This window comes from Bacillus changyiensis, assembly GCF_027706145.1.
GTDB lineage: Bacteria > Bacillota > Bacilli > Bacillales > Bacillaceae > Bacillus > Bacillus changyiensis.
In genome coordinates this window covers 57,937-79,781 of the sequence record NZ_JAQFWW010000002.1, presented here as the reverse complement: position 1 = coordinate 79,781, position 21,845 = coordinate 57,937, and the positions used below count along the sequence as shown (strand labels likewise).

Sequence of the window (21,845 nt, the reverse complement as noted above, 5' to 3'; positions counted from 1 at the left end):
GACTAAAATATAAGATTTTGAAGTTTTTAGTTTTCAAATTTCGCTTTTTTTTCCTGAAATCTTTGAATAAACAACAGGCAGGCTCCGATGAAAAATAGAAAAGCTGTCGTATAAAAGGTAGTGGAAATACCAAAATGACTAGAAAGTACCCCACCAAGCACCGGACCGATGACATTGCCAAAAAATCTGAAACTGACATTATAGCCGAGCACTTCTCCTTGAATGGCCACGGGGGCCTGAATTCGAATGGAAGCTGTTATACAGGGGATCATTCCACCGAGAGCGATACCAAATAAAAAGCGAAAAATGATGAGAATCTGATATGATGATGCCAAACCTTGTGGAATAAAAAAAACGGTTGCTAAAAGCGAAAGAATAATCAAAATTTTCCCATGACCAAACCTGTCACCCCAATGTCCCCACTTTCTCGCAGAAAGAAGGCTGCCAAGACCGGTTGCTGAAAAAGCTAATCCCGAAAAGAAAGCAAGATGTTGAGTGCCATGCAATTCAGCAACATACAAGGCGAGTAAAGGCTGAATGCTAAAATTACCAATTTGAATGACTGCGGTTAAGATCATCATTGTGAGCAACGATTTTCTGTTAAAAATCGCTTGTAATACTTGTTTTCTTGAATAAGTAACAGACTGGGTTCGCTTCGATTTCAATGGTCGTTCATGAACTCCGAGAAACACAAGAAAAACAGACCCGTAAATCATGAATGCTGTAATAAAAAAGGTATAGGTAAAGCCGACATGATCAGCAAGTAACCCGCCAAACAATGGACCGAATAAACCTCCTGAGACTGTTCCTGTTTGGAGAGTGCCGAGCACTTTCCCAGCTAGTTTTTTAGGTGTCTGGGCTGAAATCATGGCCAGCGATGTTGGAATAAAGCCGGTAACAAGACCCATTACCATTCTCAGAAAAAACAGTTCATATACAGAAGAAACAACGGACATGAGGAGAATACACGTTCCAATTCCGGACCCTGTAATCAGCAGTATTTTCTTATACCCGTATTGATCACCAAATCTTCCCCAAAAAGGGGAGACTAAAAAAGCCATCAAAAATGTAATCCCAAAAACATAGCCGCTCCATTTCTCCGTAAAACCGTTCGAATGATGGCCAAAAGTATTAATATACAACGAAAGAAACGGCAAAACCATGGTAGCACTGGCGGAAACCAAAAAATTTGCAAACCACATGATCAATAGGTTTTTCTTATAAACAGAGATGTGAATCACCTTCTTAAACATTTACATTCTGTTTCATTATAAAACAAATACGATAGATTCAAAAAATAGTAGGTGATTGATGAAATATTCACTATTTTTAGAAAATAAAATTAAGGTAGAGAAATATAATGATATAATAAAGGGAAAATGAAATAGACAATGATGAAAGAAAGGCAGGTGAGAAAAAAGTGAAGTCAAGCACTATACTAGTGATTGATTTTGAATTTACGATGCCTGAAGGAAAATATCGTCCGCAAAATTTTTTTCCGGAAATCATTGAAGCAGGGGTTGTTAAAGCGGCTAATCATCAGGTGATTGAGACATTTTCGAGCTATGTAAAACCGAAAAAATTCCCTAAATTAACGAGACGCTGTAAAACATTTTTAAATATTACACAGAAACAGGTTGATCAAGGAATCACATTTGCTACTTTAATAGAAAAACTAAAGGCGCTTGATTCCAAACAAGATAGCGTCATTATAACTTGGGGCAATACGGACATGAAAATTTTAAAACAAAACTGCATATTTAACCATATATCCTTTCCATTTAAAGGAGAAATGAGGGATTTGTCAATGGAATATAAAAATTTCTTTGGCGATAAAACATTAACGAATTTGTGGAAAGCAGCTGAAGAATATGGTGATTCCGGCATGGGTAAACAACATAAAGCACTTGATGATGCGATGACAACATATAAATTATTTCAACTGGTTGAACGTGATAAACAATATTTAGGAAAACCTAAACCAACAACAATCGGCGAGCGGATCGACCTTTCTAAAGTATTTCCCCAAGCCACATAAATAACCCAATCAGCAATTGTTGATTGGGTTATTTGCTCTTCATTTGATATGATAATATTAATCTATTTCAGGGAGGAAGAATCATGTTGGTTCAGTTTATGTTATATTTTCCTGAAGATAAAAGGGAGTACATACCTTCTTTTATTACACTCGTTATTTTCTTTATCGCTGCGTTTATGGTATTCCGGCTGATTGTAAAACGTTCTAGAAAAGAAGCAGAAGAAGCCGAAAAACTCATACAAAAAGTAAACGAAAATCAGAAAGATAGCTAACAGAAATGTGTTTATGAAAGGGCCATTTTTAATCGGTTCAGACCATCTTTTACGACAGACAAAGGACAGGCGACATTCATTCTAACAAATCCTTCCCCTCCAGGACCGTATTTCGGTCCGGGTTCAAGGATGAGTTTCCCTTGATGAAGCAGCTTGCGCTTCATCTCCTGATCTGATAGACCGAATGCTCGACAGTCAAGCCACAACAAATAAGAAGCATCAGGCTTGAAAATTTTTATTTCAGGCAGTTCGCTTTCTAAAAAGCGGCGGACTTCATTCATATTGTTTTCAATATAAGGAATTAACTGGTCTAACCATGATTCTCCCTTAGTATAGGCGGCTTCAATGGCCGTGACTGCGAACGTGTTTAAAGATGTAAGGCCAAGGCGCTCAAGCACTTTTGTAAAGGTCGATCTTTTTGCATGATCGGGAATAATGATTGCTGAAGCTTGCAAACCTGCCAAATTAAACGTTTTGCTTGGAGCAATACATGTGATTGACAGTTCACTTAATTCCTGAGATAGAGAAGCGAACGGTGTATGTTTTAACCCGTCTAACATAAGATCAGAGTGAATTTCATCAGAAATAACAGTTACCTGATGGTGAAGGCAGAGTTCACCAAGTTTTAATAGTTCCTCTTTTGTCCAAGACCGTCCAGACGGATTATGAGGGTTGCAAAGAATGAAAAGCTTGACATCATGATCCTTAAATTTTTTCTCAAGATCAGCAAAATCCATTTCATAGTGACCGCCAGTTTCAATTAATGGGTTATGTAACAAAGATCGTCCGTTCTTTTTAACCATCTCAAAAAATGGAGGATAAACAGGCGGTTGGACGATCACTTGATCCCCTGGTTCGGTAAATGCTTGAACGGCAATTGCCAGAGCTGTCACAACACCGGGGCTAAATGTAATAAATGATGGTTCGATCTCCCAACCATGGCGCTTACTAAGCCATTTGACAACAGCTTCTTTTGTTTTCATACTTGTTGAAGTATAACCAAAAACACCGTGTTCCAAGCGTTCGAAAAGAGCGTCAATCACTTCTTGAGGCGCACGAAAATCCATATCTGCTACCCACATTGGTAGCGCATCTTTTACACCGAATAATTCATTCGTCAAATCCCACTTTACAGATTGAGTACCAAGTCTCTTATGTGTTGTATTAAAATCCATGATATCACCTCATGTCTTGATCTATTGTTTACATTAACGGTGATTCCATTAGATTGCAATGGATTTATGATACAATTGTGGAATTCTTTTTGGTACAATTTTTTTTGAAAAAACAGACGAAGTGGTGATTCATATGGAAGAAATGATCCAGTTGATAAAAAAATGGGACCCTTTTGAAATTGGGCCTGATGGTTATGAGACAGAAGCAGCGGAAATTGTTCAGTTTGTATATACAGAAGACAATGCTAAGCAACTTGGACAAACGATTCAGACCATTTTTGATTTATCATTTGACCAATCTTTAGCATTAAGAGAGTGTATCCACTTGGCAGAACAGCTTTTAATCATCAAAAATGCAAGTTCCTGTTGAAGAAAAACCGCCGTTTCATATTCGGCGGTTTTTCACATCAAACTGAAATTTGCAATTTTGTCAGAAATAAAATCAGGATTTTCTTCAGGGACAAGATGTCCAGTTTGTTTTAAGACATAAAATGTAGAATTTGGCAAATCGTGATGAAGTCTTTCCCCGATTTGCAAGGGAACAATTCGGTCTTCTTCTCCCCAGATCAATAAGGATGGAACTTCTATTTCTTTTAAGACATCAGAAGATAAATCGCCTTCTCGATGGCGGATTAGCCGTGTGAGAGCCTTGAAAATCCGATCATCAAGAAACGGTTTTGAATAACCGTTAATCATTTCTTGATCAATCAAAGAGGCGTTATAAACAACATTACGTAAATTTTCTAGGACGCCTTGTTTTGCGAGCCAGCGTTTAATGTATAAATAAAAGTAAGGGATATGGCTCCCGAAAATAAGCGAAGGTGGCGATTTTTTTAAGTACGCAGAACTGCATAGCAAAACGACTTTCTTAAATAATTCAGGCTTTTCTTTAACAGCATAAAGCGATATTTGTCCGCCCATCGAATGACCAACTAAAATGGCCTCTTGAATGTTCAATAGTTCCGCTAACTTGATAATGACCTTAGCCATGTTCCGATAACTATAGACAAACGTTCGTGATTTTTCTGATTGACCAAACGGTGGAAGGTCAATAGCGACTAAGTTAAATTCATCCTTTAAAAGAGGGATGATCTTTCGATAACAAAATGAAGAGGAAAGAAATCCGTGTATCAAAATTAGCGTTGTTTTGTCAGGATTTTTGTAATACTCATAATATATTTCAACCCCTTGAATCGATTTTATAAACGGTTTTGTTGACATATTTAACATCACTCCGAATGGTTTTCTTTCATGTATGTGGTCAAGACAGTTCGCCAATATTATTATCATGTCCGAAAAAAATTTTAAAACGCTGTGATTCGTTGGAAAACATGCTATAATATTCAGAAGATTCCTTGAACAAGTGAAGGTGTGATAAATAGATGAAATTAACAGCAAAAGAAACGGAAATATTGGAAATTTTAGAAGAAAACAGCCGCCTTAAAGTAGAAACGATCGCGAAAATGGCTGATCTTTCCTTGGAAGAAACAAAAATGATGATCGAAAAACTTGAAAAAGAAAAGGTCATTATTGATTATTCAACGATGATTGATTGGCATAAAGTAGATGGTCATGAAGGTGTTACTGCAATGATTGATGTCAAAGTGACGCCAAAGCGTGGAGTCGGTTTTGATGAAGTGGCTGAGCGCATTTACAGGTTTCAGGAGGTTGAATCTGTTTACCTCATGTCAGGCGTTTATGACTTATCTGTTGTGATCCGTGGCAGAACAATGTCAGATATTTCTCATTTTGTATCTGAGAAGCTGTCGACGCTTGAATCTGTTATGTCAACAACCACTCACTTTATCTTAAAAAAATACAAGCATGATGGTAAAGTTTTTGAATCTGGTGATGATGACAAAAGAATCGTGGTGTCTCCGTAAATGAATTCAGCGTATGTTTCTAAAGCAGCACAACAAATCAAACCATCGGGCATTCGCAAGTTTTTTGATCTCGCGTCAACAATGGAAGGCGTCATTTCCCTAGGTGTTGGGGAGCCTGATTTTGTGACGGCATGGAATGTCAGAGAAGCGAGTATTCTTTCGCTTGAACAAGGCTATACATCGTATACCGCAAATGCTGGGCTGCTTTCTTTAAGAAAGGAAATAAGCCATTATTTAAAAAAACGCTTTCACCTTGACTATTCTCCTGATGAAGAATTGATTGTAACAGTAGGGGCGAGCCAGGCCCTTGATATCGCAGTCAGAGCTATTCTTAATCCGGGAGAAGAAGTCCTCATCCCAGAGCCTTGTTTTGTCGCTTATGAAGCGCTTGTTGCATTGGCTGGAGGTAAGCCTGTTCACATTCATACAAATGCTGAACACGGATTTAAAGCAAGCCCAAAAGATTTTGAGCAAGCTTTAACAAAACGGACAAAAGCGATCCTTTTATCAACACCATCAAATCCTACAGGCTCTGTTTATTCGAAAACAGAGCTTGAAGAGATCGCAGCTTTTGCTGAACAGCACGATTTACTTGTCATAGCGGATGAGATCTATGCTGAGCTTACATATGACGAACCATATGCAAGCTTTGCGAGTATCAACGGAATGAAACAGCGGACAATTTTGATTTCTGGCTTTTCAAAGGGATTTGCAATGACAGGTTGGCGTCTTGGCTATGTCGCTGCTCCGACTTTTTTAAGAGACCCGATGTTGAAAATTCACCAATATTCCATGATGTGTGCGCCAAGCATGGCTCAATTTGGCGCAGAAGAGGCTCTCAAAAACGGTTTGGACGATGTAGACAAAATGAAAAAAAGCTATCGACGCAGACGAAATCTTTTTATTGATGCATTAAATGATATGGGGCTAGATTGTCACCGCCCAGGAGGCGCTTTTTACGCATTCCCATCCATTAAAAAAACAGGAATGAGCTCTGAAGCGTTTGCAGAATCGCTTCTGTTAAATGAAAAAATTGCCGTTGTTCCCGGCAGTGTATTTGGCCCAAGTGGTGAAGGTTATATTAGATGTTCTTATGCATCATCCATTGAGCAGCTTCAAGAAGCGCTAGTTAAAATGAAACGCTTTATCGAAAGTTCATAAAAAAAAAGCGAACTTTATACAAGTTCGCATCCATAAAGGGGGGAATACTAGAAAGCCTTTATTGTTTCTAGTATTCCCTTTAAACTTGAAGTTAAAACATCAAATTGAATTTTTTTTGATTAATAAAGTTTTATGTGATATAATTTTTTATTGCGTAAAAAGGTGAATAAATTCATAAGATTTAGGGAGTTGTTAGGTATGTCAGCAAAAATTGAAGTGGGTAATGTTTACACTGGAAAAGTAACCGGACTACAGGCGTATGGAGCGTTCGTTGCTTTAGATGAAGAAACACAAGGACTCGTGCATATTTCTGAAGTAACGCATGGTTTCGTTAAAGATATTAAAGAGCACTTGGCGATTGGTGATGAAGTGCAGGTCAAAGTTCTATCTGTTGATGAGGAAAAAGGGAAGATTAGCCTTTCTATTCGTGCTACACAGGCAGCTCCTGAACGAAAAGAAAGCAAACCTAAAAAACAACAAAAACCTGTTCAAGCAGAAGCAGCTCCTCAAGGGTTCAATACTTTAAAAGATAAACTTGAAGAGTGGATCGAACAATCAAACAGAAAAGATTTAATTAAAAAGTAAAAAATAACTCCGGTGAAAATACCGGAGTTATTTTTTTGAAGTTTACCGCATTTGTGGTTGTTTTTCTTCATTGCGAGCTGTCTCTTCCGCTGGTTTAAACAAAAGTCCAAGATTGATGAGACCTGCTATTCCAACAAGCCCATAAATGATGCGGGACATAGCTGTGTTAGGGCCCCCGAAAATAGATGCCACTAAATCAAACTGAAAAAAACCGATGAGTCCCCAATTAACGGCACCAATGATGGTTAAAAGCAGTGCAAAACGTTGAATCGCACTCATGATGTATTTCCTCCTTTTTCATAACTTCAACATTTATAGATTGTGACCAATTTGGAAAGGTTATACGTAGAGATCAATGCAGATTGCTTTACATGCCGTGTGGTCCGTCAGGTATAATAAGGAAAAAGGAGGCGGGTCACATGGATAATTTTGCATATTGGAACCCAACAAAACTGATTTTTGGTCGTGATGAGGTTGAAAAGCTGTCAGAAGAAGTGCCGGGATATGGCCGGAATATTTTACTCGTTTATGGAGGCGGCAGTATTAAACGAAATGGTCTATATGACCGAGTGATGTCTGTTCTTCAAAAAGCGCAAGTAAAAGTTCATGAACTGTCAGGTGTTGAACCAAACCCTCGTGTTGCAACTGTCAACAAAGGTGTAGCCATCTGCAAAGAACAAGATATTGATTTTCTTCTGGCAGTTGGGGGAGGAAGTGTCATTGACTGTACAAAGGCAATTGCTGCAGGTGCAAAATATGATGGTGATGCTTGGGATATCGTGACAAAAAAACATATTCCATCTGAGGCACTCCCATTTGGAACCGTTTTGACTTTAGCAGCAACAGGATCAGAAATGAATTCGGGATCGGTCATTACAAACTGGGAAACCCATGAGAAATATGGTTGGGGAAGTCCACATGTTTTTCCGAAGTTCTCCATTCTTGATCCAGTAAACACGTTCACAGTGCCAAAAGATCATACGATTTATGGAATCGTTGATATGATGTCACATGTCTTTGAACAATATTTTCACCATACAGAAAATACACCATACCAAGATCGAATGTGTGAGTCCCTTTTAAAAACAGTCATTGAAACAGCCCCTAGTCTCATTGATGACCTTGAAAATTATCAACTGCGGGAAACAATTCTCTATACAGGCACAATTGCGCTAAATGGGATGCTTGCAATGGGAGCGCGTGGCGACTGGGCAACCCACAATATCGAGCACGCTGTCTCAGCGGTTTATGATATTCCCCATGCTGGAGGGCTGGCTATTTTGTTCCCAAATTGGATGAAGCATACTTTATCTGAAAATGTCGCTCGCTTTAAACAGTTTGCCGTCCGTGTTTTTGATATTGATGAATCAGGTAAAACAGATGAGGAGATTGCGTTAACCGGTATTGATAAACTATCTGAATTTTGGAGCAGTCTTGGTGCACCAAATCGTCTAAGTGATTACAATATTAACGATGAAAAACTTGATCTCATAGCTGACAAAGCAATGGCGAACGGTGAATTCGGCCGCTTTAAAACATTAAATAAGTCAGATGTACTATCGATTTTAAAGGCTTCATTGTAAATATTGTTTTGTTATGAATTTGACAAAAATCAAAAACTTGCCTGATAAAACTGGATTTTTTGCATGGTCGTTCCCTTGCGTGAACATCTCTCGTGTTGATGATCACTTGATTTAGTGATCTAGTTCATATAAAGTGAATAAGGAAAAGGTTTCGCCTATATTCGACATAAACAAGTGCTAAGTAGAAATTCTGAAAACAGAAATACTGGAGGTTTATTAACATGACGCATGTCCGTTTTGACTACTCAAGAGCATTGCCTTTCTTTAAAGAACATGAACTTACATATTTACGTGACTTTGTCAAAGTCACTCACCACACGATCCATGAAAAAACGGGTGCTGGAAGCGATTATTTAGGATGGGTGGATCTTCCGAAAAACTATGATAAGGAAGAGTTTAACCGAATTAAAAAATCTGCTGAAAAAATTCAAAATGATTCCGATGTTCTACTCGTTGTAGGAATCGGTGGTTCATACTTAGGGGCAAGAGCAGCAATTGAAATGCTGAACCATTCATTTTATAATATTTTGCCGAAAGCTAAACGGAAAACACCACAGGTGATTTTTATCGGCAATAATATTAGCTCATCTTACATGAGAGATGTAATGGATCTTCTTGAAAACGTTGATTTTTCAATAAACGTCATTTCTAAATCAGGGACAACAACTGAACCTGCAATCGCTTTCCGGATTTTCCGCAAACTACTTGAAGAAAAGTATGGGGAAGAGGAAGCGAAACAACGTATCTATGCAACAACAGATAAGGCGCGCGGTGCATTAAAAACACTTGCAACTGAAGAAGGCTATGAATCATTCATCATCCCTGACGATGTCGGTGGACGCTTCTCTGTTTTGACAGCTGTAGGACTTCTTCCGATTGCAGTTAGCGGAGCAAATATTGATGAAATGATGAAGGGCGCAGCAGATGCTTGCGAAGATTTCTCAACTTCAGAGCTTGAAGAAAACCCAGCATACCAATATGCCGTCGTTCGAAATGTTCTTTATAATAAAGGTAAAACAATTGAAATGCTAATTAACTATGAGCCTGGTCTTCAATATTTCGCAGAATGGTGGAAACAGCTGTTTGGTGAAAGCGAAGGAAAAGATGAAAAAGGGATTTACCCGTCTTCTGCCAATTTCTCAACAGATCTTCACTCTCTTGGACAATATGTACAAGAAGGCAGAAGAGATTTGTTTGAAACCGTCTTAAATGTTGAAAAACCAAGACATGAATTAAAAATTGAAGAAGCGGACAATGATCTTGACGGCTTAAATTATTTAGCCGGCAAAACGGTCGACTTCGTCAATAAAAAAGCATTCCAAGGTACAATGCTTGCTCATACAGACGGAAATGTACCAAACTTAATTGTCAATGTGCCAGAAATGAATGCTTACACATTTGGCTATCTTGCATACTTCTTTGAAAAAGCTTGTGCAATGAGCGGCTACCTCCTTGGCGTCAACCCGTTTGACCAACCAGGTGTTGAAGCTTACAAAGTCAACATGTTCGCCCTTCTCGGCAAACCGGGCTTTGAAGAGAAAAAAGCAGAGCTTGAAAAACGCTTGGGAGAGTAAGGTTTAAGGCGTTTTTGAACAAAGTTTATGAAACATTAAAGTTTGAATCATATGGCTGGCTGACCACATTTTGGTTCAGTCAGCCATATATTTTTAAGAGTATCCAAAAAACCCCGACCGAACAAAATGCAAATTCATCTCAAAACCTTGTCAACCTCGTTCGATTCCCCGAAAATCCTTATGTAATTCATCCCACTATCCTTAAAAATCATTTCATACACATATCGTCATTCCTTCTGATTCATAATAAACATAAAAAGATGTGGAGTGGCGGACAATGGATTTTACGTTTATCTTGAGAACATTACTATTAATTCTTACAGCCATTATTTTGCTGAGAATATCAGGGAGAAAATCGATTTCGCAAATGACAATAGCGACAACGGTTGTGATGATCTCCATCGGAACAATCATCGTTCAACCTATCATTGAAACGAGCGTGTTAAAAACGATCACCGCTGCGGTCATTTTTATTACTGTCTTACTGTTCATCGAGTTTTTAAAATTAAAATTCGATTCTTTTGAAAGCTTTATTTCAGGAAAGGCGATTTTATTAATTGAAAATGGTGAATTGCAAGTCCAAAACTTAAAGAAACATAGGCTAACTGTTGATGAAGTAGAAATGAGACTCAGAACTCAAGGTATATCAAAAATATCCGATGTGAAACATGCAACTCTTGAATCAAATGGTCAGATTGGTTATGAATTAATAGATGATGCAAAGCCTTTTACACTTGGGGAATATAAAAAATTTTTGCAAGGGCAATTAGGAACACAAGACAAATTACAAAACAATTTATTTCAAGAAATCAGTAAAGGGCATGTGAAAAAACCTGATGAACGACTGAAATAAAATGAAGAAGGGGCCTTTTGTATGAAAATAATTCCTTTTGGACTGGAAAACCACTCATTCTCTTTCTATGATCTTGAACAAAGATTAAAACCACTTGGCTATGATTTGAATGGTGGATGGGAGTATGACCACGGTTTTTTTGATTATAAGATCGATGATGCAGCTGGATATCTTTATTTGCGTTTACCTTTTACAGTAGAAGAGGGGCAGCTTGACTCGGATAATGCGATAGTCAAGCTGGGACAGCCATTTTTGCTTCGCCATGTTTATCAAGAAGGACTTGATGATCACGTCGTTCAGGGGAACATTCGAGCAGCTTTTGACCAATTTGCTGAGCCAGAGGATAAAGATGCAGCTATTCCAAATCTGTACGTCGAACTTGGGCATTCTTGTGTTAAAGAACTTGAAAAAGCCTTAAAGTGATAATAACTTATCGGACTTCTGAATTATATATGAGAAAGAAGGTGATAGGATCATCCCTTCTTTTTGTTTAATGCCAATGATGATAATATTATCATCCATGAAATATCGAATGACATCTTTGAAGGATTTTCCTTGTAATTTCTGAGGGACCGATATGGTTTGAATAGTCATGTCAACCCTTGCTTCCTGACAGATAAAATCAGGGAGCTGGTTTTTGAGAAGAAAACTTTGGAACATGGCGGTTTTTAAAAGTTCTGCTGTACTAATGATTTGATTGGCACCGGCCCGTTCAGCATTTTTTATTTGTTTTTCTGTTAAAATTTCCACCATACAATAGACAGAAGGGTTCAGTCCTTTAATGGCGAGCAACGTTAAAATAGATTGCATATCAGCATCTGTTTCATTTTTATTCTGATCAGCAGTGATAAACACAGCTTCAGCCTCTTCTATATTCGCCTTAGTTAAAGTGTGATCATCTGCTGGATGACCGCGGATAAAGTGGATGTTTTCCAAAAGAGGCCCTTCTTTTAAAGTTTCATCAATTAAAACAATTGTTTGAGTTGAGTTTGAAGACTGTAAAATCTGCATGAGTTTATTTGTTTTCTCATTCCAGCCGACAAGGATCATTTGGCCGCTCCCTTTATAATTGACTTTCCCTTCTGCATAGCTTTGCTGCTTACTAAACACAGCTGTTGCCATTGTTGCAAAATAGGCTGTGACAAATGCAGCTCCTAACAAAATAAGGAGCATTCCAACCATTTTCCCGAGAGCAGTGTTGGGGACAAAATCACCATATCCAACAGTTGAAACAGTAATTAATGCCCACCAAATCCCTTCAAAAATATTTGTAAATTGCTCTGGCTCAATTAATGTGATGAGTTCACCAAAAATGAAGATTAACAAAAGAATGATAATGGCGATACGGAAATAGATAGGCCATCTTAACCATGAAATAAAAACCCGGTTTGATTTCATGATTGATCACCATCTTTCAAAAGAGAAAACGATAAAATTTCCTTGACAATTGCATTTAACTTTTGATTGATGCTGTCTTTTCCATATTGTTCAATCGCATGTTTAATTATTGAGGCTGTTTCATCTTCATATTCAATCAAAGGTTCATCTTTTTCAGATTCATTATAAAGTAGAATAAATGCATCAAGCCCCTCATTCATTTTGTCAATGGCCATACTTAATTGCTGTTTTTCTTGATCTGTTACTTTCACAGTATCACCACCTGAATTCGTTTTTTTATTTAGTATACCCCATTTTTGTAAAAATTTTTCAGTGGATAACATTCTGAATAAAACCGAAAATAAATAAAAGCATATTGGCTCATGTTCATCCATACACTTTTATAAAATGGATGAGGGATGAAGGTGTATGTCCTGTTTATTAAGACTCATTATCATTTTTCTTGGTAGCCAACTGATGGCAGGGGCGTCTACACAACTTTTGTTTAATTTAAATGTCATTCCAACAGAAAAAGTTTTTTGGATCGAACTTTTCAAAGAGCTAACGACTAGACCACCTTTCTATGTCCTGATTTTAGGAATGGTGTTTTTATTTATTGGGGTTTGTTATCCACTTAAAAAAAGATAGCATTTTTCTGTACAAAAGGCGTTTCTTCAAAATAAAATATGATTATGAAACCTAAGAAGGAAGATGATGACATGAGTATGATTTTTTATCTATTGACATTTGCTGCATTAGGTTTATCGATTTGGGCACAATTTAAAGTAAAGAACAACTTTGACAAATATTCAAAAGTAGAGGCTTCAGGTCAAAGAACTGGTGCTGAAGTGGCTAGACATATTCTAGACCAAAACGGCCTTTACGATGTGCCGGTTGAACCGGTAAGAGGAACCTTAACAGACCATTATGACCCGACAGCACGTGTTGTACGTTTATCTGAACCTGTATATTACGGCCGATCCATTGCCTCAATTTCTGTTGCTTCCCATGAAGTGGGACATGCCTTGCAACATCAGGAGTCATATGGCGCACTTGTTTTGAGGCATAAAATGTTCCCGATCGTCAATTTTTCTTCTGGTGTGGCCCCATTTTTATTTCTCGGTGGCCTGCTGTTAGGAAGCCTGAATCTGATCGGATTAGGCATTATTTTATTTTCGGCGGCTGTATTTTTTCAGCTTGTGACACTACCTGTCGAATTTAACGCAAGTTCCCGGGCAAAAAGAATCATTCTCTCAGAAGGGATGATTCGCAATAATGAAGAAAGAGGCGTCAGGAAAGTTCTTGATGCAGCAGCATTAACATATGTAGCCGCAGCTCTTGTCTCATTGTTTGAATTGCTCCGTTTTGTTGCTATTTTCTTGTCCGGTCGTGATGATTAACCTTTAGTAGAGGAGGTGGCCCCTTACCATATTTGGTAAGGGTTTTTTTTGAATATCTTAAATGTCATATTCGTCCTGCTTTTAATTGCAGCTACAGCTTTTTTTGTTGTTGCTGAGTTTGCCATTGTTAAAATTCGTGGTTCAAAGATTGATCAGTTGGTGGAAACGGGTGATGTGCGGGCAGTTGCAGCCAAAAGGGTGATCACCGATCTTGATGAATATTTATCAGCCTGTCAACTTGGCATTACCATTACTGCTTTGGGGCTCGGTTGGCTTGGGGAGTCAACATTTGAGAAAATTATTCACCCCTTTTTTGAATACATTGGCCTCCCCGAATCAGTGATGAGAATTGCTTCAATTGGGACAGCTTTTGTTATCATTACTTTTCTTCATGTTGTTGTCGGTGAATTGGCGCCAAAAACGATTGCGATTCAAAAAGCGGAAGCCGTCAGTTTACGAGTTGCCAAACCGCTCATTATTTTTTACAAAGTAATGTATCCATTCATTAAATTATTAAATGGCTCGGCTCGACTATTAACTCGTCTGTTTGGTTTTCATTCAGTCAAAGAACATGAAGTAGCGATTAGTGAGGAAGAACTGCGGATCATGCTTTCAGAAAGCTATAAAAAAGGTGAAATTAACCTGACGGAGTACAAGTATGTAAACAAAATATTTGAATTTGACAACCGTCTTGCCCGGGAAATTATGGTACCGAGAACAGAGATTGCAACGATTTCTTCAGATCAACCGATAAAAGAAGCAATCGAAACCGTTATGAATGAACGATATACGAGATACCCGATTATCAAGGATGATAAAGATCATATTATTGGAATTATTAATAGCAAGGATCTGTTTAGAGCATACTTTCTTGAACAGTCGACTGATTTAAGTCAGTTAATGAGACCCGTCATCAGAGTGATTGAAAGCATTCCCATACAGCAACTGTTGATTCGAATGCAAAAAGAGCGTATCCATATGGCCATCCTAGTTGATGAATATGGAGGAACAGCTGGTCTTGTCACAGTAGAAGACATTCTGGAAGAAATTGTTGGAGAAATTAGGGACGAATTTGATCAGGATGAAATGCCACATATGATCAAAAAAGGCGAAAACCATTATATAATTGATGGCAAAGCTTTAATTGATGAGGTGAATGACCTGCTCCAAATCGAAATCGAAAATGATGAGGTTGACACCATTGCTGGGTGGATACTGACACAAAGGATGGAACTGAAAAAAGGTGACGTTTTTCAAACAGAAGGATGTGAATTTAAAATTCTTGATGCCGAAGATCATCATATTCGTTTTGTTGAAGTTAAAAAAACGTAGGGGTGATCTTTGATCAGGGGAATTGCCAGGCTACTGCGGGAACAGCTCGCGGATCGTCCGCGGAAAGTGAGTAAATTCCCCGATTTTTATAAATGCCCACTACTTTCAGGACGCCCCTTTTTCCTAGTACTATAGACATTCGTTATTTTTGATAAATAAGAATATTTATTCATCAGTATTCAATACGATTTATGTATATACCTTTGTAAGAATCTCTTATATAATATTTTGTATCTAAACGGGAGGTTCGAAAACGTGAACAAACATTCAACTCGCAAATCTTTTCTACTATTAGGCTTCGCATTCATTATTTTATTAGCGGGACCTCTGGCTGCATTTGGTGCAACCTTATCAACGCCGTCAACTAAAATGTATTTTAAAAATAATAAACATTACATATTCAACAATGTGTGGGGAAAGGACCAAGTTAGAGGTGGATGGCAGACCATCTACCATAACAGCAATTCTAATTTAGGCTGGGTATGGAATTGGCCGAGCAAGACAAGTTCAGTGAAGGCTTATCCGTCGATTGTGAGCGGCTGGCATTGGACTGAAGGCTATACAGAGGGAAGTGGCTTCCCGACCCGCTTATTAGATGGTAAAGCGATCAAGACAAATGTAAGTTATTCGATTAGTGCGAATGGAACGTACAATGCAGCATATGACATTTGGCTTCATAACACAGATAAAGCGAGCTGGGATTCAACACCAACAGATGAAATTATGCTTTGGCTTAACAATACAAATGCCGGTCCATTAGGTGCATATGTCGAGACAGTCTCAATTAATGGTCACACTTGGAATGTCCACAAAGGCTATGTTGATGCAGGGAACGGAAAAGGCTGGAATGTTTTTTCTTTCGTCAGAACGTCCAATACTCAAAAGGCAAGCTTAGACCTTCGTAACTTCACAAATTATCTTGCTGATTCAAAGAACTGGATCGATAAAACGAAGTATGTAAGCAGTGTCGAATTTGGCACTGAAATTTTCGGTGGAACCGGACAAATCAATATATCAAAATGGGATGTAACAGTCCGTTAAATATGCTCGAACACCGCTCCTTGGGCGGTGTTTTTAAATTGAACGGTTAGACAGGAAATCACCGCTTTTTGACGAATTAAGCAATGGAGAAAGGAGCAGGAGTACATGTTGAAAAAAATAAATATTCAGACGAACCATCATGATGAAATGGTGGAGATCACAGATGAAGTCCAACAATTTATCAGCAGGAAAAAAGTTCTAAACGGTGTGGTAATCATCTATTGTCCACATACAACGGCTGGGATCACAATCAATGAAAACGCTGATCCTGATGTCAAACAAGATATGTTGAGAAGGTTAGATGAAGTGTATCCATGGGAGCATTCACTTGATCGCCATTTGGAAGGAAATACAGCAGCCCATTTGAAAGCGAGTACAGTTGGAGCGTCACAACATATCATTATTGAAGATGGCAAACTTACCTTAGGAACTTGGCAAGGGATTTATTTTTGTGAATTCGATGGTCCAAGACAGCGGACTTGTTACTTTAAAATCATCGCCTGAAGAAAGGAGAAATCGAGCATGAACATGCTAATGGAACGCCTCTCACTATCAAAGCCTGTCGTACAGGCGCCAATGGCAGGGGGATTGGCGACACCTCAGCTTGCTGCCGCTGTTTCCAATCAGGGTGGTCTCGGCGGACTTGCTTCAGGATACTTAACACTTGAGGAACTGAAAAAGCAGATTGAGGAGACGAAAAAACGGACAGAAGCGCCATTCCAAGTCAATCTGTTTATTCCAGAAAAGCGAGAAACCGTCAGTGACGAACAACTTGCTGCTTGGCAAAAAAAACTTCCACTTTCACAGCCGCTAGCACCTTTGTCGACTGAAGAAGAGGATTGGTCCGATTTTTATGAAAAAATCGATCTCATCCTCACAACCAATCTTAGTGTTTGTTCGTTTACTTTTGGTCTCCCTCCTCTTGATGCAGTTAAGAAGCTGAAAGAACGGAATTGCTGTTTAATTGGCACAGCAGTGTCGGTTGAAGAAGCAATACTATTAGAAGAAAGAGGAATGGATTTTATCGTTGTCCAAGGAAGTGAAGCTGGCGGCCATCGGGGTGCTTTTTTACCGACAAAGGGAGAGGGATCTGTCGGGTTAATGGCATTGATTCCGCAAGTGACCGATCATGTAACCATTCCTGTTATTGCTGCCGGGGGGATTTTTGACAAAAGAGGTGTAAAAGCAGCTTTTGCTCTTGGAGCAGAAGGTGTTCAATTAGGCACGGCTTTTTTGACTTGTAAGGAAAGCGGTGCATCTTCTCTATACAAGCAAAAACTGCTAGAAGCAACTGAAACGGATACAAGGCTGACAAAACTGTTTTCTGGAAAACCAGCCAGAGGCATTGTCAACCAGTGGATGAAAGACAGGCAAAAAGACGAACAAGATACATTGCCATATCCATATCAGAACACATTAACAAAATTGATGAGAAACAAGGCCCAGCTTGAAAAAAATCCAGAAAACGTGTCTCTGTGGTGTGGACAAGGAGTAAGAGCAACGGTCCGTGAAACAACAGTAAAACAACTGTTTGAACAATTGATCCCTGCAACAGTTATTTAACAAATTCGTATAAAGTCGGAAAATCGATTCGAGTGATTTGTGAGAGTAGGTAGGCAGACACTTGGGCATTTGATTTTCTGTATCTATTCAGATCTTCAATAATCTCTTCTGCGCTTAGGATACCTAGGCCGTGTCCTGCGTATAAATTGTGACCTAAATTAATGACATTCTCCCCACGCCATTGCGGTTTTTCTGGATCAAATTCTGGATTTTTGAAATATAAACAGTCTCCAGGTAAAAAATCATTTCCCCGTTCCGTATAGATTGGGAGCTTTTCATAATGCCAATCATATAAAATAATGGTTTGGTAGAGCTGGTCGAATCGTTGCTCTCCAATCGTTTCAATCAAAGCTTTATAAAAGATGATGACAATTGCTGTTGCGCATTCAAATGCATAAAGAGGGCCGCTTCCAAAAACATCGAGAATAGCTTTGGAAGCGGGAGCTCTGTACTTCAATTGTAACGCACCCTCAGGAGATACCCGCCAATATTCTTGATTCCCATATGTTTTTGAAAAAGGGGCGAACTTTGCTCTACTATGAAGTAGCTCTTTAGCTGCTTTGACGGTATTTTCCCGATAGTTGAGTTCAAATAACAGTTCAGAAACCGTGCTGTAGTCATATTTGGCAGGCATTGAAAGCATGAGTTTGACCAAGTTTTTTTGTGTCTGACTGATATTTAGTTTCTCGGTGTCCTCAGGCCGAAGCCAATATTCGGAAATAGAAATCATAACAATCCCCCTTTTTAGCTAAGGTATGCCTAAAGCTTGGGTGGGGAAAACAACAATTTGCAGAAGAATTGGAAATGTTTTTTTCCTTTTTTTTGTTTAGAAATAAATGAAGTTTCCGATATTAGCAGTGAGGCTAAGAGAAAAGAGGTTATAAAAATGAACAAATTGTTAGTTTGGTTTAGACGCTCCTCTATTTCGAAAAAATTAGTAATATCATTTTTTCTTATTTTAATTGTTCCTATTTTAGTGCTTGCATTAAGCTCATATTATACAGCGAGCCAATCGCTTGAAGAAGAAATTATGAGGAGCGCAAAAAACAGTGTCAATCAATTGAACGAAATGATCGACCAAAGCATTGAAAAAAAATCGGAAACAGTAAGTTATTTTAGTGAAGGCATTAAAGAAAAAGACTTTAAAGATAAGACACAGCATGCTTTGGTCAAGAAGTTTAAACAATATGCAAAACAAAATAAAGATGTTGAAGCCATTTATTCTGGGTCAAAAGACAGCGTATTTGTCCAATACCCTTATGTAGAAATGCCTGATGATTATGATCCGGTTAAAAGAGATTGGTATAAAGAAGCCGTTGCGAAAAAAGGTCAAGTCATTGTGACAGAACCTTATGAGTCTGAGGGAACAGATTCTATGGTGATCACAATCGCCAAAGCAAACCAAGATGGATCTGGTGTTGTGGCACTCGATGTCAATATTAAAGAACTGATTGACGCATCAAATAAAGTCAAAATTGGAGAAAAAGGATTCACTTTTATTTCAAGTGCTGGTAAAAAATATATTGCTCATCAATCAATGAAAGGCGGTGCTGATGTAGAGGGTGAATTTGTCAATGAAATGTACAGCAAACAAAACGGTGAGATTAAGTACGTTTTCGAAGGTAAGAACAAGCAAATGGAGTTTGCGACAAACAAATTAACCGGTTGGAAAATCGCTGGAACTATGTTTGCGGATGAAATGATCGATGCTGCCAAACCAGTTCTCCATATGGCCGTCTACGTATTCATTGGAGCAATGTTACTGGGTAGTATTTTGATCTACTTTATCATCCGAGGAATCAGCAAACCTTTAAATCAGCTTGTTACTTCAGCAAAACAAATCAGTAATGGTGATCTCACCCAAAAAATCGAAGTCCGTTCTAAAGATGAAATTGGCCAGCTCGCTACAAGCTTTAACGACATGGCTGAATCACTTCGGACATTGATCGGTACAATCCAGGAGTCAGTAGCAAATGTGGCGTCATCTTCTGAAGAATTGACAGCAAGCGCTGATCAGACAAGTAAGGCCACAGAACACATCACATTAGCGATTGAACAGTTTTCAAATGGTGTTGAAAGCCAGGGCGAAAAAGTTGAGACAAGTTCGCAGCAACTCGGTCAAATGAATGGTATGTTACGGGAAATGAGCACTGTTTCAGAATTGATCACAGAATCGTCTGTTCAATCAACAAAAGTTGCCGAAACAGGTGGAGAGCTTGTCCAAAAAACGGTCGGTCAGATGAATTCAATTGATCAGTCAGTGAAACAAGCTGAAGGTGTTGTAAAAGGGCTTGAAGGTAAATCTAAAGATATTACAGCCATTTTGCGCGTCATTAACGGAATCGCCGATCAAACGAATTTGCTAGCATTAAATGCCGCGATCGAAGCAGCACGTGCTGGAGAATCTGGCAGAGGTTTTTCAGTTGTCGCTGAAGAAGTCCGGAAACTAGCTGCACAATCAGCAGATTCGGCTAAAGAAATCGAAACCTTGATTCAAGATATTGTCAAAGAAATTGAACATTCTCTCAGTATGTTCCAATCAGTTAACCATGAGGTCCAGTCAGGGCTGAAGATCACGGGAGAAACCGAAGCAAGCTTTAAACACATTCATGAAATGACGAATGAGATTGCTGGCAAACTACAGACGATGAATGCCACTGTTGAACAGTTATCAGGCGGCTCTCAAGAAATATCAGGAGCGATCGAAGAGATCTCTGACATCTCTAAAGAGAGTTCTGCCAGCATCCAGGACATTGCTGCTTCAGCAGAAGAACAGCTGGCTTCAATGGAAGAAATCAGTTCATCTGCTTCAACACTTGAACAAATGGCAGAAGAACTACGAGATTTAACGAAAAAATTTAAGATAGACTAACAGGTTATCAGTTTGACCCATTTTTTAAAGGGGTGTCCAATCAGTCATTTTTTGACTAATGGACGCCCCTTTCTTTGTTGGATATGATGAGGATGAAATGAAAAAGCAGGAAAATCGCACTTTAAAGTGGATTATTTCAGATCGGCAGGAAAAACAAGGCCGATTTGTTTTCGCATTTCATCCATAATCCCTAAGACTGTTAGGGAATGTTCAAAAGTATTCAATTGAGATTCAATCCGGTTCTGTTTGATGAGGTTGATAAATTCTGTTATTTCATAAAACATAGCTGGCTTTTCGTCAGAAATTGCTATATCTTCAACACTTCCATCATGACCATGAATGACAACCTTTTCAGGACGATGGATTTTATCAATGACAATAGAACCGTCTTCTCCTTGAATTTCAGCTGGTATGTAGGAATTTGAGATCTTTGAGTGCATCAAGACAGCTTCAAGATCTTGATATTGTAAGAGTACCGTCCCTGCTCCATCTGCACCAGAATCAAGAATTAGACCATTTCCTTTTACTTCTAGCGGTTTACCGAACAAGACAACCGCCGGATAAATGCAATAAACACCGATATCCATGAGAGAGCCATTTGAAAAAGCGGGATTAAAAGCATTTAAGACAGTTCCATTTTTATAGGCATCATAGCGGGAAGAATATTGACAATAACTAGCAGTGAACCTGCGGATCTTTCCGATCTTCGGTAAATGATCTCGTATATTTCTGAAGTTTGGAAGAAAAGTCGTTTTCATTGCTTCCATCAGTGTCACTTGGTGAAGTTGAGCCGTTTTCACCATCTGTTTTACTTCTTTCACATTTGATGCCAGTGGTTTTTCACACAACACATGTTTTCCGTTTTCCATCATCATGATGGCATGCTCTTGGTGGAAAGAGTTAGGGCTTGCAATATAGACAGCGTCAATGACAGAGCTTTTTGCCATTTCTTCCAGATTGGTAAAAATAGATGTCACATGATATTTTTGTGCAAACGCTTGTCCGCGTTCTTTTGTTCTTGAATAAACAGCAGTTAATTGAAAATCCTCGTTCATATTTGCCGCTTCTAAAAATTGATCTGTGATCCAATTGGTTCCAATCACGCCGAATCTTATCATCTTATCAGTCCTTTTCTT

Annotated in this window: 25 protein-coding genes; 17 read left to right on the top strand and 8 right to left on the bottom strand. The window is 38.6% G+C overall.

Annotation, left to right across the window (positions count from 1 at the left end; translation table 11 throughout):
• Nucleotides 1-26: 26 nt before the first annotated feature.
• Entirely contained in the window at nt 27-1,253 is a 1,227-nt protein-coding gene (locus PDT38_RS07655) for an MFS transporter (RefSeq protein WP_270800290.1), read from the bottom strand.
• 167 nt (nt 1,254-1,420) lie between these two features.
• On the opposite strand from PDT38_RS07655, the gene kapD reads away from it, so the two are divergent.
• Both kapD and PDT38_RS07645 read left to right on the top strand, forming a co-directional pair.
• Nucleotides 1,421-2,038 carry a 3'-5' exonuclease KapD gene (gene kapD / locus PDT38_RS07650; protein ID WP_270800289.1) on the top strand — a complete coding sequence of 206 codons (618 nt, stop codon included), beginning with the start codon at nt 1,421-1,423 and terminating at the stop codon, nt 2,036-2,038.
• An 83-nt stretch (nt 2,039-2,121) separates the two neighbouring features.
• Nucleotides 2,122-2,310 (top strand): hypothetical protein, encoded by a 189-nt coding sequence (locus PDT38_RS07645; RefSeq protein ID WP_270800286.1) that lies wholly within the window; start codon nt 2,122-2,124, stop codon nt 2,308-2,310.
• An 11-nt stretch (nt 2,311-2,321) separates the two neighbouring features.
• Here PDT38_RS07645 and PDT38_RS07640 read toward each other — a convergent pair whose 3' ends face one another.
• Nucleotides 2,322-3,485, bottom strand: a complete 1,164-nt coding sequence (locus PDT38_RS07640; RefSeq protein ID WP_270800284.1) for a MalY/PatB family protein — start codon at nt 3,483-3,485, stop codon at nt 2,322-2,324.
• A gap of 133 nt (nt 3,486-3,618) precedes the next feature.
• On the opposite strand from PDT38_RS07640, the gene PDT38_RS07635 reads away from it, so the two are divergent.
• Nucleotides 3,619-3,855 (top strand): DUF1871 family protein, encoded by a 237-nt coding sequence (locus PDT38_RS07635; protein WP_270800281.1) that lies wholly within the window; start codon nt 3,619-3,621, stop codon nt 3,853-3,855.
• A 32-nt stretch (nt 3,856-3,887) separates the two neighbouring features.
• On the opposite strand, the gene PDT38_RS07630 is transcribed toward PDT38_RS07635, so the two are convergent.
• A complete protein-coding gene (locus PDT38_RS07630) occupies nt 3,888-4,706 on the bottom strand; it encodes an alpha/beta fold hydrolase (RefSeq protein WP_270800280.1) in 819 nt (272 codons plus the stop codon).
• A 161-nt stretch (nt 4,707-4,867) separates the two neighbouring features.
• On the opposite strand from PDT38_RS07630, the gene PDT38_RS07625 reads away from it, so the two are divergent.
• The 3 genes from PDT38_RS07625 to yugI all read left to right on the top strand — a co-directional run bounded on the left by PDT38_RS07625 (nt 4,868) and on the right by yugI (nt 7,114).
• Entirely contained in the window at nt 4,868-5,368 is a 501-nt protein-coding gene (locus tag PDT38_RS07625) for an Lrp/AsnC family transcriptional regulator (RefSeq protein ID WP_172297460.1), read from the top strand.
• On the top strand, nt 5,369-6,529 hold the full coding sequence (locus PDT38_RS07620) for an aminotransferase (RefSeq protein ID WP_270800278.1): 1,161 nt from the start codon (nt 5,369-5,371) through the stop codon (nt 6,527-6,529).
• A 198-nt stretch (nt 6,530-6,727) separates the two neighbouring features.
• The gene (gene yugI / locus PDT38_RS07615; RefSeq protein ID WP_270800276.1) at nt 6,728-7,114 is read left to right on the top strand and encodes a S1 domain-containing post-transcriptional regulator GSP13; all 387 of its coding nucleotides are present in this window, start codon (nt 6,728-6,730) and stop codon (nt 7,112-7,114) included.
• A 42-nt stretch (nt 7,115-7,156) separates the two neighbouring features.
• Here yugI and PDT38_RS07610 read toward each other — a convergent pair whose 3' ends face one another.
• On the bottom strand, nt 7,157-7,393 hold the full coding sequence (locus PDT38_RS07610; protein WP_172297454.1) for a DUF378 domain-containing protein: 237 nt from the start codon (nt 7,391-7,393) through the stop codon (nt 7,157-7,159).
• A 140-nt stretch (nt 7,394-7,533) separates the two neighbouring features.
• Between PDT38_RS07610 and PDT38_RS07605 the strand changes: the two genes are divergently transcribed.
• The 4 genes from PDT38_RS07605 (at nt 7,534) to PDT38_RS07590 (ending at nt 11,547) form a co-directional block, all read left to right on the top strand.
• Nucleotides 7,534-8,697, top strand: a complete 1,164-nt coding sequence (locus tag PDT38_RS07605; RefSeq protein ID WP_270800274.1) for an iron-containing alcohol dehydrogenase — start codon at nt 7,534-7,536, stop codon at nt 8,695-8,697.
• Nucleotides 8,698-8,918: 221 nt separating this feature from the next.
• The gene (locus PDT38_RS07600; RefSeq protein WP_270800273.1) at nt 8,919-10,271 is read left to right on the top strand and encodes a glucose-6-phosphate isomerase; all 1,353 of its coding nucleotides are present in this window, start codon (nt 8,919-8,921) and stop codon (nt 10,269-10,271) included.
• Nucleotides 10,272-10,548: 277 nt separating this feature from the next.
• The gene (locus tag PDT38_RS07595) at nt 10,549-11,124 is read left to right on the top strand and encodes a DUF421 domain-containing protein (RefSeq protein WP_270800272.1); all 576 of its coding nucleotides are present in this window, start codon (nt 10,549-10,551) and stop codon (nt 11,122-11,124) included.
• A 21-nt stretch (nt 11,125-11,145) separates the two neighbouring features.
• A complete protein-coding gene (locus tag PDT38_RS07590; protein ID WP_270800271.1) occupies nt 11,146-11,547 on the top strand; it encodes a YugN-like family protein in 402 nt (133 codons plus the stop codon).
• Here PDT38_RS07590 and PDT38_RS07585 read toward each other — a convergent pair.
• Complete coding sequence (locus tag PDT38_RS07585) at nt 11,539-12,522, bottom strand: potassium channel family protein (protein WP_270800270.1); 984 nt, start codon at nt 12,520-12,522, stop codon at nt 11,539-11,541. The genes PDT38_RS07590 and PDT38_RS07585 overlap by 9 nt on opposite strands.
• On the bottom strand, nt 12,519-12,773 hold the full coding sequence (locus tag PDT38_RS07580) for a protein mistic (protein WP_270800269.1): 255 nt from the start codon (nt 12,771-12,773) through the stop codon (nt 12,519-12,521). The genes PDT38_RS07585 and PDT38_RS07580 overlap by 4 nt, the downstream gene beginning before the upstream one ends.
• Nucleotides 12,774-12,930: 157 nt before the next feature.
• Between PDT38_RS07580 and PDT38_RS07575 the strand changes: the two genes are divergently transcribed.
• From PDT38_RS07575 to PDT38_RS07550, 6 genes are all read left to right on the top strand, one after another.
• A complete protein-coding gene (locus tag PDT38_RS07575; protein ID WP_270800268.1) occupies nt 12,931-13,149 on the top strand; it encodes a hypothetical protein in 219 nt (72 codons plus the stop codon).
• A gap of 77 nt (nt 13,150-13,226) precedes the next feature.
• Nucleotides 13,227-13,901, top strand: coding sequence for a zinc metallopeptidase (locus PDT38_RS07570; RefSeq protein WP_270801676.1), 675 nt, complete (start codon nt 13,227-13,229; stop codon nt 13,899-13,901).
• 48 nt (nt 13,902-13,949) lie between these two features.
• Complete coding sequence (locus tag PDT38_RS07565; RefSeq protein WP_270800267.1) at nt 13,950-15,233, top strand: hemolysin family protein; 1,284 nt, start codon at nt 13,950-13,952, stop codon at nt 15,231-15,233.
• Between the two features lie 255 nt (nt 15,234-15,488).
• Complete coding sequence (locus PDT38_RS07560; protein WP_270800266.1) at nt 15,489-16,274, top strand: GH12 family glycosyl hydrolase domain-containing protein; 786 nt, start codon at nt 15,489-15,491, stop codon at nt 16,272-16,274.
• A 105-nt stretch (nt 16,275-16,379) separates the two neighbouring features.
• A complete protein-coding gene (locus tag PDT38_RS07555; RefSeq protein WP_270800265.1) occupies nt 16,380-16,778 on the top strand; it encodes a secondary thiamine-phosphate synthase enzyme YjbQ in 399 nt (132 codons plus the stop codon).
• Between the two features lie 18 nt (nt 16,779-16,796).
• Complete coding sequence (locus PDT38_RS07550) at nt 16,797-17,837, top strand: nitronate monooxygenase (RefSeq protein WP_270800264.1); 1,041 nt, start codon at nt 16,797-16,799, stop codon at nt 17,835-17,837.
• Here PDT38_RS07550 and PDT38_RS07545 read toward each other — a convergent pair.
• Nucleotides 17,830-18,567 carry a protein-glutamine gamma-glutamyltransferase gene (locus tag PDT38_RS07545; RefSeq protein WP_270800263.1) on the bottom strand — a complete coding sequence of 246 codons (738 nt, stop codon included), beginning with the start codon at nt 18,565-18,567 and terminating at the stop codon, nt 17,830-17,832. The two genes, PDT38_RS07550 and PDT38_RS07545, sit on opposite strands and share 8 nt — an antisense overlap.
• A 156-nt stretch (nt 18,568-18,723) precedes the next feature.
• On the opposite strand from PDT38_RS07545, the gene tlpB reads away from it, so the two are divergent.
• Nucleotides 18,724-20,709 (top strand): methyl-accepting chemotaxis protein TlpB, encoded by a 1,986-nt coding sequence (gene tlpB / locus PDT38_RS19570; RefSeq protein ID WP_270800262.1) that lies wholly within the window; start codon nt 18,724-18,726, stop codon nt 20,707-20,709.
• A 131-nt stretch (nt 20,710-20,840) separates the two neighbouring features.
• On the opposite strand, the gene PDT38_RS07535 is transcribed toward tlpB, so the two are convergent.
• Nucleotides 20,841-21,827 (bottom strand): Gfo/Idh/MocA family protein, encoded by a 987-nt coding sequence (locus PDT38_RS07535; protein ID WP_270800260.1) that lies wholly within the window; start codon nt 21,825-21,827, stop codon nt 20,841-20,843.
• Nucleotides 21,828-21,845 lie beyond the last annotated feature (18 nt).

Coding starts and splice junctions, on each gene's coding strand:
- PDT38_RS07545 (WP_270800263.1), bottom strand. CDS start 18,567: ATGATTTCTATTTCCGAATATTGGCTTCGGCCTGAGGACACCGAGAAA.
- PDT38_RS07625 (WP_172297460.1), top strand. CDS start 4,868: ATGAAATTAACAGCAAAAGAAACGGAAATATTGGAAATTTTAGAAGAA.
- PDT38_RS07655 (WP_270800290.1), bottom strand. CDS start 1,253: ATGTTTAAGAAGGTGATTCACATCTCTGTTTATAAGAAAAACCTATTG.
- PDT38_RS07635 (WP_270800281.1), top strand. CDS start 3,619: ATGGAAGAAATGATCCAGTTGATAAAAAAATGGGACCCTTTTGAAATT.
- PDT38_RS07575 (WP_270800268.1), top strand. CDS start 12,931: ATGTCCTGTTTATTAAGACTCATTATCATTTTTCTTGGTAGCCAACTG.
- PDT38_RS07605 (WP_270800274.1), top strand. CDS start 7,534: ATGGATAATTTTGCATATTGGAACCCAACAAAACTGATTTTTGGTCGT.
- PDT38_RS07555 (WP_270800265.1), top strand. CDS start 16,380: ATGTTGAAAAAAATAAATATTCAGACGAACCATCATGATGAAATGGTG.
- PDT38_RS07595 (WP_270800272.1), top strand. CDS start 10,549: ATGGATTTTACGTTTATCTTGAGAACATTACTATTAATTCTTACAGCC.
- PDT38_RS07550 (WP_270800264.1), top strand. CDS start 16,797: ATGAACATGCTAATGGAACGCCTCTCACTATCAAAGCCTGTCGTACAG.
- PDT38_RS07630 (WP_270800280.1), bottom strand. CDS start 4,706: ATGTCAACAAAACCGTTTATAAAATCGATTCAAGGGGTTGAAATATAT.
- PDT38_RS07610 (WP_172297454.1), bottom strand. CDS start 7,393: ATGAGTGCGATTCAACGTTTTGCACTGCTTTTAACCATCATTGGTGCC.
- PDT38_RS07585 (WP_270800270.1), bottom strand. CDS start 12,522: ATGAAATCAAACCGGGTTTTTATTTCATGGTTAAGATGGCCTATCTAT.
- PDT38_RS07640 (WP_270800284.1), bottom strand. CDS start 3,485: ATGGATTTTAATACAACACATAAGAGACTTGGTACTCAATCTGTAAAG.
- yugI (WP_270800276.1), top strand. CDS start 6,728: ATGTCAGCAAAAATTGAAGTGGGTAATGTTTACACTGGAAAAGTAACC.
- PDT38_RS07620 (WP_270800278.1), top strand. CDS start 5,369: ATGAATTCAGCGTATGTTTCTAAAGCAGCACAACAAATCAAACCATCG.
- PDT38_RS07600 (WP_270800273.1), top strand. CDS start 8,919: ATGACGCATGTCCGTTTTGACTACTCAAGAGCATTGCCTTTCTTTAAA.
- PDT38_RS07570 (WP_270801676.1), top strand. CDS start 13,227: ATGATTTTTTATCTATTGACATTTGCTGCATTAGGTTTATCGATTTGG.
- PDT38_RS07590 (WP_270800271.1), top strand. CDS start 11,146: ATGAAAATAATTCCTTTTGGACTGGAAAACCACTCATTCTCTTTCTAT.
- tlpB (WP_270800262.1), top strand. CDS start 18,724: ATGAACAAATTGTTAGTTTGGTTTAGACGCTCCTCTATTTCGAAAAAA.
- PDT38_RS07535 (WP_270800260.1), bottom strand. CDS start 21,827: ATGATAAGATTCGGCGTGATTGGAACCAATTGGATCACAGATCAATTT.
- PDT38_RS07645 (WP_270800286.1), top strand. CDS start 2,122: ATGTTGGTTCAGTTTATGTTATATTTTCCTGAAGATAAAAGGGAGTAC.